Here is a 17,922-nt window from a genome sequence, read left to right as displayed (position 1 = left end):
TCAGTCGGAGCTCCACGTCCAGCCGTTGCCGTCCGGGGACGGGACGATCCGGCGCTTGACCCGCGGCGGGCGGACGGGGCGGGGCTGCGGCTGGCCGTTCGCCCACGGCGCCCACGGGGCCTTCGGTGCCGCCGGGCGGGGCGCGGCGTCGCGGAACACCATCTGCGGGCGCTCGCCGTTGGGGGCTCCGCCCGGTGCGGGACGGAACGCCGGCGTGAAGGCGTCGTTCGCGTCCACCATCGGCCGGCGCGACGGCGTCGGGACGGGGGTCGGGGCAGGGGCCGGAGCAGGAGCAGGGGCAGGAGCCGGGGCGGTATGCGCGGGGCGCGCCGGTGGTTCGGCGGTCGCCTGTTCCCAGTGCACCCGGTACGGGTACGGCTGCTCCTCCGGAAGCGGCGGCGGAACGGCGACCGTCTTCACGGCCGCGCCGGCGGTGCTGTGCTCACGCAGGTCCATCCTGGCGTGCAGGAAGGCGAGCGGGCCGGGGAGCCACCAGTTCGCGGCGCCCATGAACCGCATGGTCGCGGGGACGAGCAGCGACCGGACGAGCGCGGCGTCCACGACGACGGCGACGAACATGCCGACGCCGATCAGCTTCACGACGGTGATCCCGGCGAGGCTGAACGCGGCGACGACGACGAGGAACAGCAGGGCGGCGCTGGTGATGATGCCGCCGGTGTGCTGCATGCCGCGGGCGACGGCGGTGCGGTTGTCGTGGCTGCGGTCCCATTCCTCGCGGATCCGGCTGAGCAGGAAGACCTCGTAGTCCATGGACAGGCCGAACACGACGGCGAGGATGAGGATCATGCTGGTGGCCTCGACGCCGCCCGTCGGGGTGAAGTCCAGGACGCCGGCGAGGTGCCCGTACTGGAACCCCCAGACGATCGCGCCGAACGACGCGCCGATCGACAGCACGTTCATCACGATGGCCTTCAGCGGCAGCACGACGGAGCCGAAGAACATGAACAGCAGGATGAACGTGGCGAGCCCGACGGCGACCGCCATCTTCGGCAGGCTGCGCATCAGGCTGGACATCAGGTCCATCTGCGCGGCGGTGCTGCCCCCGACGTCGATGTGCATCGGGTAGCCGTCCTTGACCAGGCTCATGGCGCGGATCGTCTTGACGAGGTCCTGCGCGTGCTGGTCCATGGGTTCGTACTTGTGCGTGACGGAGATGCGCACGCCGCCGTACGAGCCGGAGTAGCCGGTGAACTTGGCCTCGGTGACGCCCGGGATCGCGGCGAGCTTCTTGCGGAAGTCCTCCAGGTAGGGCGGGATGTTGTCGCCCGACTTGGTCGGCTTCCAGTTGCGCGGGATCAGGTCGCCGGAGATGACGACGTCGATGGGCTCGGCGGTGCCGTTCGGGAAGTCGTGCTTGACGGTCTCGACGACGGCGCGGGTCGGGCTGTCCTTCGGCAGGACGCGGGCATCGACGCTGCCGAACTGGACGTGCAGGAACGGCCCGAACAGCACGCCCAGAATGACGAGCACCGCGGCGAAGTACGGCAGCGGATGCTTCATGACGCTGTGGCCGAGCCGGTACCAGAAGCCGCTGTCGTGGTCGCGCTGCGCCCGCTTGGACGTGGGGCGCCGCCACGGCATCCGCCCGCCCTCGACGCGCGGCCCGAGGATGGCGAGCAGCGTCGGCAGCAGGACGGTCGCGCCGAACACGGCGACCATGACGGTGGCGATGCCCGCGAGGCCGATCGTGCGCAGGAACATCTGCGGGAACAGCAGCAGGCCCGCGAGGGCGGCCGACACGGTGACGCCGGAGACCATGATCGTACGGCCGGCGGTCGCGAGGGTCGCGGCGAGCGCCGCCTCCCGGATCGGCCGCATCGTCTCCCGGTGCGCCTTCTTCGCGGCCTTGCGCGCCTCCTTCCCGCGTTCCCGTTTCCACGGTTTTCCGGGCGGGACGCCGTGCGCCGTCATGCCGCGCTGCAGCTCTTCGCGGAACCGGCTGATGATGAACAGCGAGTAGTCGATCGCGAGGCCGACGCCCATCATCGTGACGACCTCGAGGGCGAAGGACGTCACGTCGGCGGCATAGGTCACCACGTGCAGGACGGCCAGCCCGCCGATCATCGAGAAGACCGCGACGACCATCGGCAGGGACGCGGCGACGACCGCGCCGAACAGCAGCACCAGCAGGACCAGCAGCGGCAGCGCGGTGATCGTCTCCGCGCGGACGATGTCGGCGGTGACCTGCTCGCCGAACTCCTCGTTGAGCGGTACGGCGCCGCCGTACCGGACGGTCAGCCCCGGCGCCCGCAGCCGGTCCTTGATCGCGTGGTAGTCCGCCGGCTTGGCGGCGTCGTCGCCCTTGAGCTTCAGGGCGACGAACGTCTCGTGCTTGTCGCGGGACGCGAACGACGCCGCGTCCTTCTCGTTGTCGAGGGCCCAGTACGAGATGATCTCGGCGACGTGGTCCTTGGGCAGCCGCGCGACGGTGGTGACGACGGCGGCCTCGTAGCGCGGGTCGTCCACCGTCAGGGTGTCGCTCTTGTAGAGCACCAGGACGTCGGGGTTGGTGCTGCCGAAGTAGGTCGCGCCGAGCTTGGCGACGAGCGTGGACGAGGCGTTCGGGTCCTCGAAGCCGCCCGCCTTGAACTTGGCGAACACCCCGAGGCCCCAGCCGCCCGCGATGACGGTGACCAGCAGGATGAAGACGAGGCTGAACCAGCGCCGCCGGTGGATCAGACGCCCCAGCCCCGAGAGCATGGTCCTCCTGTGTCGTCACGGCCGCGGGGCGCGACGCCCCGCGGCCCGTCCTGCCGGTCCCGTACCGCCCGCGCGTTCGGCCGGTCGCGCCGAGGTTACCTGCGGGACGCCAGCCGCGCCGCCGTGGTGGGCAGCTCGCCGTCCAGGTACCGCCGCCGCGTGGCGGCACGAGCGATCTTGCCGCTGGAGGTGCGGGACACGCCACCCGGTTCGATCAACAGGAACTCGTGCACGCTCATCTCGTGCTCGACGTTGATCGCGCCGCGCACCGCGGACTCGACCTCGTCGAGGTCGAGGCGGCCGAGCGGGACGCGGCGGTTGCGCTCGGCGACCACCACCAGCCGCTCGGTCTCCTCGCCGGGCAGCGCGAACGCCGCGACGTGGTCGGGCCGGACGGCGGGGTGCGCCTCCTGCGTGGTGACCTCGATGTCCTGCGGGTAGTGGTTGCGGCCGTCGACGATGATGAGGTCCTTGATGCGGCCGGTGACGTACAGCTCGCCCTCGTGGACGACGCCGTAGTCGCCGGTCTTCATCCACGGCCCGGCCGGCAGTTCGCCCGGCTCGGCGAGCTCGCCGCCGAAGGTGTCCTGGCTGCGCTCGGAGTTGCGCCAGTACCCGGCGGCGGTGTTCGGGCCGTGCACCCAGATCTCGCCGACGCGCCCGTCGGGCTGCTCGGTGCGCGCGTCCGGGTCGACGATCGCGACGATCTGCCCGGACGGCCGCCCGCACGACACCAGCGTGCTCGCCCGCTCGGCGCCGGCGTCGCACAGCCGCAGCTCGCCCTGGGTGAGCAGCTCCCGGTCCACCGAGATGATCTTCGGGGGGACGTCCTCGGCCGCCGCGGTGACGAACACCGTCGCCTCCGCCAGCCCGTAGCCGGGGGCCTGCGCGCCCGGCCGCAGCCCGGCCGGGGCCAGCGCGTCCGCGAACGTCGACAGCGTGGACGTGCGGATCGGCTCCGCGCCGTTCAGGCAGGTCGTCAGCCCGGACAGGTCCAGGTCCGCCAGCTTGTCCGGGCTCGCCATCGACGCCACGTACTCGTAGGCGAAGTTCGGGCCCGCGGTGTACACGTTCTTGCCCGGCCGCCCGGAGATCAGCTGCAGCCAGCGCATCGGGTTCATGATGAACGACACCGGGTCGGTGTAGATCGCGTGGTCGCCGCGCACCAGTGGCAGCGCCATCGTCGCGATCAGGCCCATGTCGTGGAACAGCGGCAGCCAGCTCACCAGCTCCGGGTCCGGCTTCTCCGGCGCCCAGCCGGCCCACAGCTGCGCGGCGTTCGCCGTCACGTTGCCGTGCGTGATCTCCACGCCGGCGGGGCGGCGCGTCGACCCCGAGGTGTACTGCAGGTACGCCAGGTCGTCGAACCCGATCGGCTCGTCCTCCCAGGAGCCGGCGAGCGACTCGTCGACCTCCTCGGCGAACAGGATCTCCTTCGGCTGCGGGACGTCGTGGTCGGCGAGGAACTTCTCCACGTGCGGCAGCGCGTTGCGGGTCGTGACGATCACCGCCGGCTCGCTGTCGGTGTAGGCGCCGATCAGCCGGTCGGCGTGCCCCGGCAGGTCCGGCGAGAACAGCGGCACCGCGACGACGTGCGCGTACATCGCGCCGAGCATCGTCATCATGTACTCGAGCGTCTGCGGCAGCAGCAGCGCGGCCCGCTCGCCGGGCCCGGTCACCTGGCGCAGCGCCGCGGCCGTCGCGCGGGCGCGCCGGTCGGTGTCGGCCCAGTTCAGCGTGATGTGCTTGCCGGCGGGGTCGAGCGAGTAGTCGACGAAGGTGAAGGCCGGGGCGTCCGGCTTCTCCCTCGCCCACCGCGCGACCCGTTCGATCAGCGGGGTGCGGCCGGAGCCGCCGGGCAGGAGTTCGGGAAGCAGCGAGCCCAATGCCATTGATCAATCTCCCGAGGGGACGGGCCGGGCGGGCCATCGGTGGGGGCGGGCGCCGTCGGCGGTGCGTGCGGCCGGCCGGACGACTCGTCTGGCGCCCCCCGGCGACCGGCGATGATCGTGAAGCTACCGGATGGTAGGGAGCGGGCGATATTAGCCGGGCGCCACATTCGCCGCAGCCGGGTTTGTCACGGCCATGACAAGAGGACCGACCTTTTCATACCTCGGCGCAGGGTTCGTTACCGACCGTGTGCGGACTACCGTCCGCCGCGAGGATCCGCTGCATGATCCCACGCCGGCGCCGCCCCTGTGTAGGCCGCCGCACGTCAGATGTACGCGCCGCCTCGCTCGGCGGCCGCCGCCCGCGCCTCCGCCGCCCGCGTCTCGGCGCGGTAGAGCGCGATCCGGCGCCGCCACAGCCCCACGCACGCGGCGCCCCACAGCAGCGCGATCTCCGCCACGACGGCGATGCCGAGCACGACGGCCCAGTCGGTGCCGTTGCCCTCCTGCATCCCGGCCGGCGACACCAGCGTCATCCGGCTCTCGCTGTCGTCCGCGTCGTCGCTCGTCGTCCCCGCCATGGCCTGGCTGTTCGGCGCGGGCACCACGCCCGGCGCGTTCAGCGGCGGCAGCCAGACCCCGTGCGGCCCGGGCGTCGGAACGATCGGCAGCTTCGGCACCTGCTGCTCCCACTCATTCCCGTCACCGGACGTCCCGCTTCCCGCGAGGCCCCCGTGACAAGGCTCGCCGCGCGTCCGGCCGTCCCGGCAATGCGTCCCGCCCGCCGAGCCTCCGCCGGACGAGACCGACGGCTCGTCGCCCTCCTCCCACCCGTCGTCCGCAGCGGACTCGTCCGGCCGCGAGGGCACGCCCCCATACTCTGGAACGTTCCCGCCGCCCGGCACGCCGTGATGCGTCACCCCGTTCTGCTGCACGGGCGAGGAGTGATGTGCGTGCTGGCCATGGTGCGCCGGGTGGCCGTGGTGCGCAGGCCGCCCATGATGCGCCGGCTGACCGTGCGGGACGGGCTGACCGTGCGGGTTCGGGTGGCCCTGCGGCGCAGGCTTGACCTGCGGCACGGGCTTGACCTGCGGCGCGGGCCGGCCATGCGAGCCCGGCCGACCGTGCTGCGCCGGCTGACCGTGCGAGGCGGGATGACCTTGCGGGGCCGGGTGCCCCTGCGGCGCAGGGTGGCCTTGCGAGGCGGGGTGGCCTTGCGAGGCGGGGTGGCCTTGCGAGGCGGGGTGGCCTTGCGAGGCGGGGTGGCCTTGCGAGGCGGGGTGACCCTGCGGCGCGGGGTGGCCTTGCGAGGCGGGGTGACCTTGCGAGGCGGGGTGACCCTGCGGCGCGGGGTGGCCCTGCGGCGCGGGGTGGCCCTGCGGCATCGGCTGGCCATGCGGGGCGGAGTTGCCCTGCGGAGCCGGGTGGCCCTGCGGGGCGGGCTGGCCCTGCGGTGCTGGGTGGGCTTGTTGGGCGGGGTGGCTTTGGGGCGCTGGCGGGGCCTGCGGGGCCGGGTGGCCTTGCGGGGCGGGCTGGGGTTGGGCGGGCGGGCGTCCCTGCTGCGCGGTGCCGGTCGCGGGGGGTGCGGCGCCGTTGTGGCAGGGCGCGTCGGCGCCGCCGCTGCAGTGCGCGGCGTCGCCGTTCGGCGCGGGCGGGGCGTCCGCCGGTGCGGACGGGTCGCCGGGCGTGAAGTCGAGGACGGCCCGGGTCGAGCGGGGCTCGGCGTCGTCGGCCTCGGCGTAGGTGAGGATGGTCAGCGGCGTCGCGGACGGGCGGCCCACAGCGGAGGACGGGACGGAGACGGTGCCGGTCCGCGTCACCGGCGCCCCGCCCACGTCGCCGAGGTCGCAGCGCAGTTCGTGGCCGGAGTCCAGCTGGGCGCAGCCCGCGGAATGGCTCGTCCAGGCCAGCGGGTCGCCGGCCAGCATGCGCAGGACGGCGTGGTGCGCGACGCCGCCCTCGGCGCGGACGCGGACGGTGTAGCCGAGCGCGTAGCCCGGCCCGCCGGACAGCCCGGCGGACGTCGAGGTCTCGGTGAGCAACCGGACTCCGGGCGGGTCCGCGTCCGCCGCGGCCCCGGTGAGCGTCATCGGCGGTACGGCGAGCGCGCCGGTCGCCATGATCGCGCCGACGCGCGCCCTGCTGCGTGTCCTGCTGCCACCGGTCCGCACGCGGTCCCCTCTCGCGGTTTCACGTTCTCTTCGTCGTCGCAGGGGGGCGGCGATTCGTCGCCGTGTGTAGTCACTTGTTTCCACTGTGTGGCCATACGTAACGTGTCGCCTCCGAAGCGGCCCCCCTCTTTCGCGTAGTGAAATCGGTTCTCCGTAGAATCGGGGGATCGCGAGGAGAGGAGACGCGGGTGGCGGAGGCCGTACGGTCGCTGGAGCGCGCGTTCGAGCTGCTGGAGCATCTGGCGGACGCGGGCGGTGAGATGGCGCTGTCGGAGCTGACCGAGGTGTCCGGGCTGCCGATGCCGACCATCTACCGGCTCATGCGGACGCTGGTGAACCACGGGTACGTGCGGCAGGAGCCGTCCAAGCGGTACGCGCTGGGCCCGCGGCTGATCCGGCTCGGCGAGGGCGCGAACCGGCTGCTCGGGACGTGGGCGCGCCCCGTCCTGTCGCAGCTGGTGGACGAGGTGGGCGAGACCGCGAACATGGCCGTGCTGGAGGGCGACGAGGCCGTGTACGTGGCGCAGGTGCCGTCCAAGCACTCGATGCGGATGTTCACCGAGGTCGGGCGGCGGGTGCAGCCGCACTGCACCGGCGTGGGCAAGGCACTGCTGTCGCAGCTGCCGGACGACCGGGTCCGCGAGATCCTGCGCCGGACCGGGATGGCCGCGCACACACCGAACACCTTCACCGACGAGGGCGCGCTCCTGTCCGAGCTGCGCCGGATCCGCGAGCAGGGTTACGCGGTGGACGACGAGGAGCAGGAGATCGGTGTCCGCTGCGTCGCGGTGCCGTTGCAGGGGGCGCCCGCGCTGACGGCGCTGTCGGTGTCGGGGCCGTCCGCGCGGATGACGCGCGAGGCCGTCGCCGACGTCGTGCCCATCATGCGGGACGCGGCGGAGCGCTTCGCCAAGGAGCTGGGCCCGACGGCATGAGAAGGGCGAGACCACCGTCGCGGTGGTCTCGCCCTTGGAGAACGAAGGTCAGTCGATCGGTTCGCCGACGATGACGGTCGGGCGGCCGCCGCGCTCCCAGGCCACGAAGTCGCCGGCGGACTTGACGAGCACCGCGGCCAGCCAGAGGGCGAGCCCGGTGTCGTCGGCGATGCCGGCGATCGGGATGACGTCGGGGATGGCGTCGATCGGGGAGACGATGTACACGAGCCCGAGCGCGAGCAGCCCGAGCGTCCCGAAGGACATCCCCTTGTACTGGCCGCGCAGGACCGACTTCAGCATCCGGGGAACGGCGCGGACGCGCTCCCAGAATCCCGGCGCGTCCGGCTGGAGGGTCTCGCTGTAGATCTGCCAGGCCTGCCCGGCGGCGGCCGCGCTGCGCTTCCTGTCCACAGGCACTCCTCGGTCGGAGGTCGTTGAGGGCGCGCCCCCGCAGCGCCCACGTCCCTCTATGACGCCGATCATGCCGGATTTGTTCCGTCGCGGCGGCCATGAGGCGCGCGTCACAACCGGCGCGCCGCCGCGCCCGCCGGAATGATCGTCGGCGGCCCGCCCCGCCCGTCCCGCACGGGCCGGTTCGGGTTACCGGAAGTGAGTTCTTCGTCACTCCCGCGGGCAACGTGCGGTGATTCCGCCGCATTCTCCGTCGGCCGCTGCCAGCATGAGAGGTCCCGAGGGAGGGGCGCCGCCTCCCTGAGGCACGACCGGCACCGCCCGTCGAGCACCGCAGGAGCTGATCCACGACATGAGCGGCGACCATACGAACAGACCCGTGCACGGGACGGCGGCGGGCGTCGCCTACGTGGCGCTGCCGCCCACTGCCGTCGACGCGACCGCCTCGGGGCCGACCCTGCTGCTGGTCGCCTGGCCCGGGTTCGACCCGCCGCGCACCGCGGCGGCGCTGGCGGCGGCGATCCCCATGACGGGCGTGCCGGTGTGGCGCGTCCACCTCGACCTGCCGGGCCGCTCGCCGGGCGGGCTCGGCTCGGGCGCGATCCTGGAGAACGACGCCATCGAGGCCTACGGCCGCGCGGTCGAGCAGGCCGCGACCGGGCTGCCCGCCGCCCTCGCGGAGATCCGCCGCGACCTCGCGCTGCCGGACGGGCCGGTCGCGCTCGCCGGGTTCAGCGCGGGCGGCGCGGCGGCGCTGCTGGCCGTCGCGCGCGGCGAGGTCGCGGTGAGCGCGGCCGCCGTGGTGGCGCCCGTGGTCGCCCCCGCGCGGGCCGCGCGGGCGGTGGAGCGGCGCGCCGGACGCGACCGGGCGTGGAGCGATCCGGCGCAGGCGCTCGCCGACCGGCTCGACCTCGGCGCGCTCGCCGGCGACATCGCCGCGCGGGACGTGCCGCTGCTGCTGGTCGGCGGCGCCCGCGACCGGGTCGTCCCGGCCGGCGAGGTCACCGCGTTCCGCGACGTGCTGCAGCGGCGCGGCGCCGGTTCGGTGGAGGCCACCACGTTCCGGATGGGGCACGCGCTGGCCGCCGAGCCCGGCACCGAGGCCCGGCCTCCGATCACCGACGCCGTCCGGGTGGACGGCGTGCTCACCGACTGGTTCCGCGAGCGGCTCGCCGACGTCCGTCCCGAACCGGGGGCGGAGGCCGCGCCGGCCGCCGCGGAGAGCACGGAGCAGCAGGACACCGCGCCCTATCCGGCGCCGGCGCCCGTCACGCGCTGAAACCCCTGCGGGCGGGCGCCTCCGCGCTCGGCGCCCGCCCGCAGGGGCGGATTCCCGGCATGCGGGCAGCATGGTGCCCCCGCGTGGCGGGTCAGGTGGTGGTGATCAGCCCTTCGACAGGACCTCGTAGCGGACGGGGATGACACCCGCGCCCGTGCCGCCGACCTTCTTCATCGCAGCCGTGGACAGGTCCAGGCAGCGGCCGCCCGCGTACGGGCCCCGGTCGTTGATGCGGACGACGACCGAACGGCCGTTGTTCTTGTTGGTCACGCGGACCTTGGAGCCCATCGGCAGCGTCTTGTGCGCGGCCGTGAGCTCGCTGGGGTCGAAGGCCTCGCCGCTGGCGGTCATCTGCCCCTCGCCGTAGAACGACGCCTCGCAGCTGCCGGACTGCAGCACCTTCTTCTTGGACGCCTTCTTCTTCGGCTCGGCCTTGTGCTCGGCGGCCGCCGCCGGCTTCGCCTTCTTCTGCGGCGCCTTCGTGCCGTGCTTCGGGTCGGGGTCGCGGGGCTCGCCGCGGCTGGCCCGGGTCGGGGCGGTCCGCGACGGGTCCGCCGCCGGGGCGGCCGCGTTCGGGGCGGTCTGCGCGGCCTGGGCCGAGTCGGCCGGGGCCTTGCCGCCGTTGACGATGGCGAACGCGCCGACCGCAAGGACCGCGGCGGCGACGCCGGAGACGATCAGGGCGGTGCGCAGGCGCGGCCGCGGAAGGCGCGCGAAAAGACGGCGTACGTCAGGGTTTCCCACGAAGGATCCTTCGGTAGGGGACAGGACCCCGGACGCCCGGCGTGTCTCACCGCCGTTCTCGCGGCGCGCTCGGGCGACCTCCCTGTCCCCCGAGCCACGCGCCGACCGCGGGCCTCAGCGCCCGCCTCCGCGCTCCTCATGGCGCGGCCGTGTCATCACGGCATCGGCGTCCGGCAAGTGCGGCGGTATTGCATCTTCACTTTTGATCTCGATAGCGCCGCACAAGTCCTTGACCGTACGTTGCGTCCGGAGTGAATCAAGCACAGCCCCCTGGTTTGTGGGGTTTGTCACCTCTCTTTTTGCCCTGCGAAGCTGATCCACTTCGCTGGGTGAGCGCATTTCAAGATCCTGTTTACCCGCCATGGAAGGTGCGATCTCGGGCATATAACGGGCGTTCGTTGACAGCGGAACGGGGCGTTCCGGGATGCGCATGGCATCTCCGGAACGCCCCGTTCAGAGGTGGTTTCCGCGGTTCCCGGGCGGGACCCGGATCAGTTCACCTTGGGCAGCCGCGGCAGGTAGACCGGCGGGCCGTGCAGCTCGCCGAGCAGACCGTCGCCGGACGCGGCGCGCCCGGTGTCGGACGGCCGCTCCCGCGTCTTCAGCACGTTGACGACGTCGCCGACCTGGGCGTGCATCTCGTGCACGGTGTCGTTCGTCTCGCCGACCAGGCTCGTCGGCGCCGGCTTGCCGCGCCGCGCCGCGGCCGCGTCCGGCAGCACCATCGAGATCGGCGCGGCGGAGCGCAGCGAGGCGGCGTCGCCCGGCAGCCCGAGCGTCACCGCGTCGCCGAGCGGCCCCCCGGACGCCGCGGACCGGCCGTTCGGCAGCGCCGCCGCGGCCCCGGCCATCTTCCCGACCTTGCTGCCCGTCACCCGCTTCGGGACGGCGGTGACGCGCCCGACGACGCGTCCGGGCACCTTCGCGGCCTCGCCGACCGGCGCCGGGAACGGGGACGCGGCGGGCCGGCCGGTGGTGCGGGCGGCCGAGCCGAGGCAGCTGCCGCTGCGCGGCGCGGAGATCGGCGCGGCGTCCTGGCCGGGCGTCAGCGTCATCGTCTGGCGCGGCAGCAGCCGGGTGACGCGGGTGCCGTCCACGGTCGTGACCGGGTCGATCTTGCAGGCGGCGCGGGCGGCCGGGCGGGCGCCGGTACGCGACACGGGCAGCGACGGGGCCAGGCCGGTGCGGGTCGCGGGGCGCGCCGCGGACCGGAGCGCGCCGTCGGCGGTGCCGGTGGTGAGGGCGGCGGCGCGGCCCGCGGCGTCCGGGACGGGGGCGGGCGGCGCCACCGGCGGCAGCGCGGGGCCGACCTGCCCGACCGCCCCGTAGACGAGGTCGGCCGCCGGGCCCTCGGTGGCGTTCGCGGGCGCGGCGGCGGTCAGTGCCGCGGCCAGCGGGACCGCCACGGTCAGGCCCAGCAGGTTTCTGGCGGATCGGTTCATGTCTTTTTTCCCCCGAGTTTCTCGGATCGACTCTGCGCGGTCTGCGTGCGCCTGCGGCGTGCGATTTCCGGCGCACCGTCGAGCGGGCACGTTAGTACAGCCCGGATGCCGCGCATGCCGAATATGGGAATCGATCAGGGGAACCCGATAAAGATCTACGGAAAGGCGAAGCGGGGACGCCCGTGGACGTCCCCGCCTTTCACCGCGCCGTTACCTCGCCGCCCGCAGCCGCCCGCGGCGGGCCGCGCCGGTCCGGCGCGCGGCGCCGGGTCACTCCGCGCCGAGGGTGATGGCCTCCTCGACCTCCTCCTTGCGGGCGGCCAGCTCGGCGGCGTACTTCTCCTCGTCGACCTTCTCGGCGATCTCCTCGTCCTGGCGCATCAGCGCCTCGAGGTCGGCCTTGGCGTTGTCCAGGACGCCCATATCGGCATAGGCGGCCTGCACCTTGTCGCCCCAGAGGCCGACGTCCCGGACGCACGGCACGATCCGGCTGAAAAGCAGCGACTGGTAGAGCGTGTACATGTCCGAGTTGTCGACGTATTCCATGCACTTTTCCACCGGCATGTTCATCTGCTCGAACACCTCGCGGCCCTTGAACCGGTCGCGCATGAGGTAGCAGCCCTCGACCACGAACTCCTCGCGCTCGGCCCGCTCCTTGTCGGTGAGCTCCGCGTAGTAGTCCTTGAGCGCCAGCCGGCCGAACGCGACGTGCCGCGCCTCGTCCTGCATGACGTACGCGAGCAGCTGCTTGACCAGCGGGTTGGTCGACATGTCGCGGTACAGCCCGAACGCGGCGAGCGCGAGGCCCTCGATGAGCACCTGCATGCCGAGGTAGGGCAGGTCCCAGCGGCTGTCCTCCAGCGACTCGGCGAGCAGCTTGGCCAGGTCCTGGTTGATCGGGTAGTACATCCCGATCTTCTCGTGCACGAACCTGGCGTACAGCTCGACGTGCCGCGCCTCGTCCATCGTCTGCGTCGCGGCGTAGAACTTGGAGTCCAGGTCGGGGACCGACTGGACGATGCGCGCCGAGACGTTCAGCGCGCCCTGCTCGCCGTGCAGGAACTGGCTGAACAGCCAGGACCCCTGGTGGCGGCCGAACTCGTCGCGCTCCTTCTGCGACATCTTGTCCCAGATGTCGGAGCCGACGAGGGGGTTGAAGTTCTCCGGCAGCCCGGCGACGTTGACCGGATCGACCTCAAGGTCCCAGTCGATGCGCTTGGCGGCGTCCCACTGCTTGTCCTTGCCCTTCTGGTACAGGCTCAGCAGCCGGTCGCGCCCCTCGTCGTACTCCCAGGTGAACCGGGCGTCGCCGGCCATGGGGACGTTCCACGTCTCCGTGGGCACGGGCGTGGAGTAGAGGTCGTAGGAACTCACGGGGGATCCTCCTCGGGGTTGCGCCGCAGCGTCGCGGCGCGGGTGTGCTCCGCCCACCGCTTTACATACCTTCGTAACATGTAAAGCGCGGGGAGACCAGACCCACGGCGGAGGCAAGGTGACCATGACAAAAGTCATCGCCGCGCCACGACAAGGTTCACTACCGGTCCGACCTGGGTGTTCGTAGCGTCAAGGGCATGACGCAACGGTCCGGGCCCGCGGCCGCCGAAGCGGGCGGGCCCGGCGCGCCCGCCGCCCCCGCGCCCCGGCATACGATTCAGGCGTCATGACCACGAGGCTCTTCGGCGGCGACGATCTGGACGTCCCCGACCCCGGCAGGTCGCGCCGGCGGCGCGCGCTGTGGTCCTCGTTCGGGCTCATCTACATGATCCCGCTCGGCCAGGCCGTCGCCGGCTACGGCGGGACCAGGCTCGCCCTCGCCGCGCTCGCGCTGGCCGCGTTCGTCGCCCTGTACTACGCGACGCCGCTCAGCCTGGACAACTGGATCGCCCCGATCCGGCCGCGCACCTACGCGCTGCTCGCCGCGTTCGCGGCCGTCAGCGCCGCGCTGCCGTTCGCGTTCGGCGACCAGTGGGTCGGCGCCCCGATCTACCTGTCGATCGTCGCCGCGATGACGCTGCCGATGAACCGGGTGCCGTGGGGCATCGCGGGCGCGACGGCGCTGGCCGCCCTGCAGTGCGCGCTGATCCTCGGCGCCGGGGGCGCGCTGCCGGCCATCGGCGTCACCTCGCTGTCGCTCGGGCTGATGATGTTCGGGTTCCGGCACGCGCGCACGCTCGTCCAGCAGCTGCGCGAGGCGCGCAGCGAGGTCGCCCGGCTCGCCGCCGCCGACGAGCGGCTGCGCATCGCCCGCGACCTGCACGACCTGCTCGGCCACAGCCTGTCGCTGATCGTGCTGAAGAGCGAGCTCGCGCGGCGGCTCGACGAGAAGGACCACGCCCGCGCGATGGCGGAGGTGAGCGACATCGAGTCGGTGGCGCGCCAGTCGCTCGCCGACGTCCGCGCCGCGATCTCCGGATACCGGCGGCGCGACCTCGCCGAGGAGCTGGACGGCGCCCGCGCGGTGCTGGCGGCCGCCGAGACCGAGGCCGTCGTCCGCACGCCCGGCGCGCCGCTGCCCGACCGGGTCGACGGGCTGTTCGGCTGGGCGGTCCGGGAGGGCGTCACCAACATCGTCCGGCACGCCCGCGCCCGCCGCGTCACGATCACGGTCGGCCGGGCGGACGGCGTGGCCACCCTGGAGATCGTCGACGACGGGTGCGGGAAGGCCCCCGAGGGGCACGCGCCTGGACACGGGCTGGCGGGCCTGGCGGAGCGGGTCGCGGACGCGGGCGGGACGGTGTCGGCCGGCCCCCTGGACGGCGGCGGCTTCCGGCTCGCGCTGCGCGTGCCGCTCGCGCCCGCGGACGCGCGGAGGGCGCCGGTAGAGTCCTGTCCGTGATCCGCGTGATGCTCGCCGAGGACCAGCGGATGGTGCGGGGCGCCCTGGCGGCGCTGCTCGGCCTGGAGGACGACCTCGAGGTCGTCGGCGAGGCGTCCGGCGGCGAGGAGGCGGTCGCGGTCGCCGGCCGCACGCGACCGGACGTGGCGCTGCTCGACATCGAGATGCCCGGCGGGGACGGCCTCGCCGTCGCGCCGCGGATCCGCGCCGCCGCCCCCGACTGCAAGATCATGATCTTGACGACGTTCGGCCGCCCCGGCTACCTGCGCCGCGCGATGGAGGCCGGGGCGGCGGCGTTCCTGGTCAAGGACGGCCCGGCCCAGGAGCTGGCCGCCGCGATCCGCCGCGTCGTCGCCGGCGAGCGCGTCATCGACCCGGCGCTCGCTGCCACCGCGCTGAGCGCCGGACCGAACCCGCTGTCACCGCGCGAGCGCGACGTCCTGGACGCGGGCGCGGACGGCTCCACGATCGCCGACATCGCGGGCCGGCTGCACCTGTCGGAGGGGACCGTCCGCAACTACCTGTCGTCGGCCATCAACAAGGTCGGCGCCCGCAACCGCATCGAGGCCGTCCACGCCGCGCGCGCCCAGGGCTGGCTGTAGCCGCGTCCGCCGTCAGCGGGACTGGAGGGCGTCGAGGCCGACGGCCTGCGCGACAACGAGGCGCCGGTCGAGCCGCGGGTCCTTGATGTCGACGACGTAGCGGTCGCGCAGGCCGAACTTCTTCTCCACCGAGAAGACGACCTGGTCGCCCGCGTAGAAGTCGAAGTGGTACGGCCACGCGAACGGCAGGTTCTCCGCGTACGGGATGAAGTTCCACAGCCGGCGCAGCACCGCGACGAACTTGTTGCGCTCGGTGCCCGTCGTCACGCCGAGGCCGGGCTGCTCCAGATGCCAGGTCGAGGCGATCAGCGACTTCTTGAAGTCCTTGCGGAAGACCCCGATGGGCTGACCGCCCGCGTCGGTGATGTCGTAGGCCGAGGCCAGGTCGATGCGCTTGCGCGCCTTGAAGCCGAGGAGGGGGCGCGTCTTGGAGTCGTCGGCGTACAGCGTCACCTGCTCCTTGAACGCCAGCCGCTTCTGCTGCGCGAACGCCAGCAGCTCGCCCTCGCCGCCGTCGGGGTCCTCGGCGTGCACCTCGTACTGGTTGACCATCAGGCGCACCCGCTGCCGGATCAGCAGCCGGTTCTGTGCCTGGAGCCGCTCTGCGTCCAGCGAACTCACCTTTGTTCCGTCGTGTTTTCGCGCGAGTCTGCCATATACGACGGCTGTTGGGTGATTTCCGAGCAAATTGCCGAAGGCGGCCACGCCACGGACGCGGATCGGGCGGGTGAGCTGGGGTCCGGCGGGGATCGGCGGGGCTCAGGCCTCGTCGATGCGGCCGGCCTCGATGTGCCCGGCGAGGTAGCCGTGGATCAGCCGCTCCGCCTCGGCGACGATCACCGGGTCGCCGGCCGGGTCGCGGCGGAAGGCCATCTTCAGCACCGCGTCGCCGGCCTCCACCGCGATGGCGAGGGCGGTGGCGAGGCCGGGGGTGTCCTGCACGCCGAACGTCTCGACGATCATCTCGCGGAGCCGGTCGGCGACGACCGCGTTGTTGTCGGCGTCGGAGTCGAGCAGGTTGACGTCGGCGACGTCGCCGAAGCGCAGCACCCGGAACCCCGGCACGGTGCGGTGCATCTCGACGAAGATCTCGATGATGACGCCGACCGTGTCGGACCAGTCGGCGAACACGCCGCCGGCGAGCCGGGCGGAGATCCGCTGCCCGAACACCTCGAGGTTGCGCAGCGCGAGCGCCTGCGCGACGGCCCGCTTGTCGGGGAAGAACTGGTACACCGAACCGATGGCGACCTCGGCGCGCTGCGCGATCCGCGTGGTGGTCAGGCCGTCGTAGCCGTCCTCGTCGAGGATGTCCGCGCACGCGTCGAGCATCCGCTGGACGCGTTCTGCGCTGCGGCGCTGGGCGGGACGTCGGCGGAGCGGGGTGCGGATCTCGGTCACGCCACCATTGTCACCCGAACCCGCCATGCTCGGTCATGGCGCGGGGCGCGTTCCCCACCCGGCGGTCACGGGACTCTTCCGCGCCGACCACCCCGCCCCGTAAAGTCCGAACAGTATTCGCGTTTGTGGGGAAGGTGCCGATGGGGTTTCCGGAGGGCTTCCGCTGGGGCGTGGCGACCGCCGCCTACCAGGTGGAAGGCGCCGTGCACGAGGACGGCCGCGGGCCGTCGACCTGGGACGTCTTCGCTCACACCCCGGGCAGGGTGCGGGACGGCCACACCGGGGACGTCGCTTGTGACCACTATCACCGCTGGCCCGAGGACGTCGGGCTGATGCGCGCCCTCGGGGTGAACTCCTACCGGTTCTCCATCGCGTGGCCGCGCGTCCAGCCGTCCGGCAGCGGCGCCGCCAATCCCCGGGGCCTCGACTTCTATGACCGCCTCGTGGACGCGCTGCTCGCCGCGGGCATCGACCCCGCCGTCACGCTCTACCACTGGGACCTGCCGCAGCCGCTGGAGGACGCGGGCGGCTGGATGAACCGCGACACCGCCTACCGGTTCGCCGAGTTCGCCTACCGCGCCGCCGAGCGCCTCGCCGACCGCGTCGGCACGTGGATCACGTTGAACGAGCCGGTCGTCGTCACCGCCTACGGCTACGCGTTCGGCGTCTACGCGCCCGGCGAGACGCTGATGCTGGACGCGCTGCCGACCGCGCACCACCAGCTCCTCGGCCACGGCCTCGCCGTCACCGCGCTGCGCAGCCGGGGCGCCCGCCGGGTCGGCCTGACGAACCACTACTCGCCCGCCTGGCCCGCCGACCCGGCGTCCGGGGCCGACCGGGGGGCCGCGCTCGCCTTCGACACCTTCATGAACCGGATGTTCACCGATCCGGTCCTGACGGGCGCCTACCCCGACGTCGCGGCGTTCGGCGGCCCCGACCTCGCGCCCCACGTCCACGACCTGGACATGTCCGTGATCGCGTCGCCGATCGACTTCCTGGGGGTGAACTACTACAACCCGACCCGGCTCCGGGCGCCGTCCGACGGCGGCCCGCTCCCCTTCGAGATGGTGGACATCACCGAGTACCCGGTCACCGGGATGGGCTGGCCGATCGTCCCCGAGGCGTTCCTGTCCCTGCTGCGCGACCTCAACGAGCGGTACGGGACCCGGCTGCCGCCGCTCTACGTCACCGAAAACGGCTGCTCGTTCCCCGACGAGGTCGCCGCCGACGGCACGGTGGACGACACGGCCCGCATCGAGTTCCTCGCCGCGCACATCAAGGCGATGCGGACCGCCATCGACGAGGGCGTCGACATCCGCGGCTACTTCGCCTGGTCCCTCCTCGACAACTTCGAGTGGGCCGAGGGTTACCACCCGCGGTTCGGGCTCGTTCACGTCGACTACGAGACGCAGAAGCGGACGCCGAAGAAGTCCTACGGCTGGTACCGGGACCTCATCGCCGCGTCATCGAAGTGACGCAAAACAGGCGTTCCTG

At 73.0% G+C, this 17,922-nt stretch carries 15 protein-coding genes; 5 read left to right on the top strand and 10 right to left on the bottom strand.

Annotated elements, in window-relative coordinates; genetic code table 11:
• The 3 genes from QP089_RS28890 to QP089_RS28880 form a co-directional block, all read right to left on the bottom strand.
• On the bottom strand, window positions 1–2,721 hold the full coding sequence (locus tag QP089_RS28890) for an MMPL family transporter (RefSeq protein WP_285915662.1): 2,721 nt from the start codon (window positions 2,719–2,721) through the stop codon (window positions 1–3).
• Between the two features lie 95 nt (window positions 2,722–2,816).
• Window positions 2,817–4,613, bottom strand: a complete 1,797-nt coding sequence (locus QP089_RS28885; protein WP_285915660.1) for a fatty acyl-AMP ligase — start codon at window positions 4,611–4,613, stop codon at window positions 2,817–2,819.
• Between the two features lie 323 nt (window positions 4,614–4,936).
• A complete protein-coding gene (locus QP089_RS28880; RefSeq protein ID WP_285915658.1) occupies window positions 4,937–6,781 on the bottom strand; it encodes a hypothetical protein in 1,845 nt (614 codons plus the stop codon).
• A 188-nt stretch (window positions 6,782–6,969) separates the two neighbouring features.
• Between QP089_RS28880 and QP089_RS28875 the strand changes: the two genes are divergently transcribed.
• Window positions 6,970–7,716: an IclR family transcriptional regulator gene (locus QP089_RS28875; protein ID WP_285915657.1), complete on the top strand. Its 747-nt coding sequence runs from the start codon at window positions 6,970–6,972 to the stop codon at window positions 7,714–7,716.
• A gap of 48 nt (window positions 7,717–7,764) precedes the next feature.
• On the opposite strand, the gene QP089_RS28870 is transcribed toward QP089_RS28875, so the two are convergent.
• A complete protein-coding gene (locus QP089_RS28870; RefSeq protein ID WP_285915655.1) occupies window positions 7,765–8,127 on the bottom strand; it encodes a YkvA family protein in 363 nt (120 codons plus the stop codon).
• A 352-nt stretch (window positions 8,128–8,479) separates the two neighbouring features.
• On the opposite strand from QP089_RS28870, the gene QP089_RS28865 reads away from it, so the two are divergent.
• Window positions 8,480–9,406, top strand: a complete 927-nt coding sequence (locus QP089_RS28865) for a prolyl oligopeptidase family serine peptidase (protein WP_285915654.1) — start codon at window positions 8,480–8,482, stop codon at window positions 9,404–9,406.
• Window positions 9,407–9,511: 105 nt separating this feature from the next.
• Here QP089_RS28865 and QP089_RS28860 read toward each other — a convergent pair whose 3' ends face one another.
• The 4 genes from QP089_RS28860 to QP089_RS28845 form a co-directional block, all read right to left on the bottom strand.
• Window positions 9,512–10,150, bottom strand: a complete 639-nt coding sequence (locus QP089_RS28860; RefSeq protein ID WP_285915653.1) for a septal ring lytic transglycosylase RlpA family protein — start codon at window positions 10,148–10,150, stop codon at window positions 9,512–9,514.
• Window positions 10,151–10,264: 114 nt separating this feature from the next.
• A complete protein-coding gene (locus tag QP089_RS28855) occupies window positions 10,265–10,582 on the bottom strand; it encodes a hypothetical protein (RefSeq protein ID WP_285915652.1) in 318 nt (105 codons plus the stop codon).
• A 59-nt stretch (window positions 10,583–10,641) separates the two neighbouring features.
• Window positions 10,642–11,592 carry a hypothetical protein gene (locus QP089_RS28850; RefSeq protein ID WP_285915651.1) on the bottom strand — a complete coding sequence of 317 codons (951 nt, stop codon included), beginning with the start codon at window positions 11,590–11,592 and terminating at the stop codon, window positions 10,642–10,644.
• A gap of 270 nt (window positions 11,593–11,862) precedes the next feature.
• The gene (locus tag QP089_RS28845; protein ID WP_285915649.1) at window positions 11,863–12,966 is read right to left on the bottom strand and encodes a ferritin-like domain-containing protein; all 1,104 of its coding nucleotides are present in this window, start codon (window positions 12,964–12,966) and stop codon (window positions 11,863–11,865) included.
• A 286-nt stretch (window positions 12,967–13,252) separates the two neighbouring features.
• Here QP089_RS28845 and QP089_RS28840 point away from each other — a divergent pair, with 286 nt between their 5' ends.
• Window positions 13,253–14,428: a sensor histidine kinase gene (locus QP089_RS28840; protein WP_285915648.1), complete on the top strand. Its 1,176-nt coding sequence runs from the start codon at window positions 13,253–13,255 to the stop codon at window positions 14,426–14,428.
• The gene (locus QP089_RS28835; protein WP_285915647.1) at window positions 14,425–15,030 is read left to right on the top strand and encodes a response regulator transcription factor; all 606 of its coding nucleotides are present in this window, start codon (window positions 14,425–14,427) and stop codon (window positions 15,028–15,030) included. Before QP089_RS28840 ends, QP089_RS28835 begins: the two co-directional genes overlap by 4 nt.
• A gap of 12 nt (window positions 15,031–15,042) precedes the next feature.
• Here the strand turns inward: QP089_RS28835 and QP089_RS28830 are convergent, their stop codons facing one another.
• Both QP089_RS28830 and QP089_RS28825 read right to left on the bottom strand, forming a co-directional pair.
• Window positions 15,043–15,651: an LURP-one-related family protein gene (locus QP089_RS28830; protein ID WP_285915645.1), complete on the bottom strand. Its 609-nt coding sequence runs from the start codon at window positions 15,649–15,651 to the stop codon at window positions 15,043–15,045.
• Between the two features lie 138 nt (window positions 15,652–15,789).
• A complete protein-coding gene (locus QP089_RS28825) occupies window positions 15,790–16,428 on the bottom strand; it encodes a TetR/AcrR family transcriptional regulator (RefSeq protein ID WP_285915644.1) in 639 nt (212 codons plus the stop codon).
• A gap of 140 nt (window positions 16,429–16,568) precedes the next feature.
• Here QP089_RS28825 and QP089_RS28820 point away from each other — a divergent pair, with 140 nt between their 5' ends.
• Window positions 16,569–17,903, top strand: a complete 1,335-nt coding sequence (locus tag QP089_RS28820) for a GH1 family beta-glucosidase (RefSeq protein WP_285915643.1) — start codon at window positions 16,569–16,571, stop codon at window positions 17,901–17,903.
• Window positions 17,904–17,922 lie beyond the last annotated feature (19 nt).

The organism is Actinomadura opuntiae, assembly GCF_030283205.1.
In the GTDB taxonomy this organism is placed as follows: domain Bacteria; phylum Actinomycetota; class Actinomycetes; order Streptosporangiales; family Streptosporangiaceae; genus Spirillospora.
This window is presented reverse-complemented; position numbering and strand designations above follow the sequence as displayed.

What these genes read in the sequence shown, in the direction of transcription:
- QP089_RS28885 (WP_285915660.1), bottom strand. Translation starts at nt 4,613, where the DNA reads ATGGCATTGGGCTCGCTGCTTCCCGAACTCCTGCCCGGCGGCTCCGGC.
- QP089_RS28855 (WP_285915652.1), bottom strand. Translation starts at nt 10,582, where the DNA reads ATGCGCATCCCGGAACGCCCCGTTCCGCTGTCAACGAACGCCCGTTAT.
- QP089_RS28850 (WP_285915651.1), bottom strand. Translation starts at nt 11,592, where the DNA reads ATGAACCGATCCGCCAGAAACCTGCTGGGCCTGACCGTGGCGGTCCCG.
- QP089_RS28820 (WP_285915643.1), top strand. Translation starts at nt 16,569, where the DNA reads ATGGGGTTTCCGGAGGGCTTCCGCTGGGGCGTGGCGACCGCCGCCTAC.
- QP089_RS28865 (WP_285915654.1), top strand. Translation starts at nt 8,480, where the DNA reads ATGAGCGGCGACCATACGAACAGACCCGTGCACGGGACGGCGGCGGGC.
- QP089_RS28840 (WP_285915648.1), top strand. Translation starts at nt 13,253, where the DNA reads ATGACCACGAGGCTCTTCGGCGGCGACGATCTGGACGTCCCCGACCCC.
- QP089_RS28890 (WP_285915662.1), bottom strand. Translation starts at nt 2,721, where the DNA reads ATGCTCTCGGGGCTGGGGCGTCTGATCCACCGGCGGCGCTGGTTCAGC.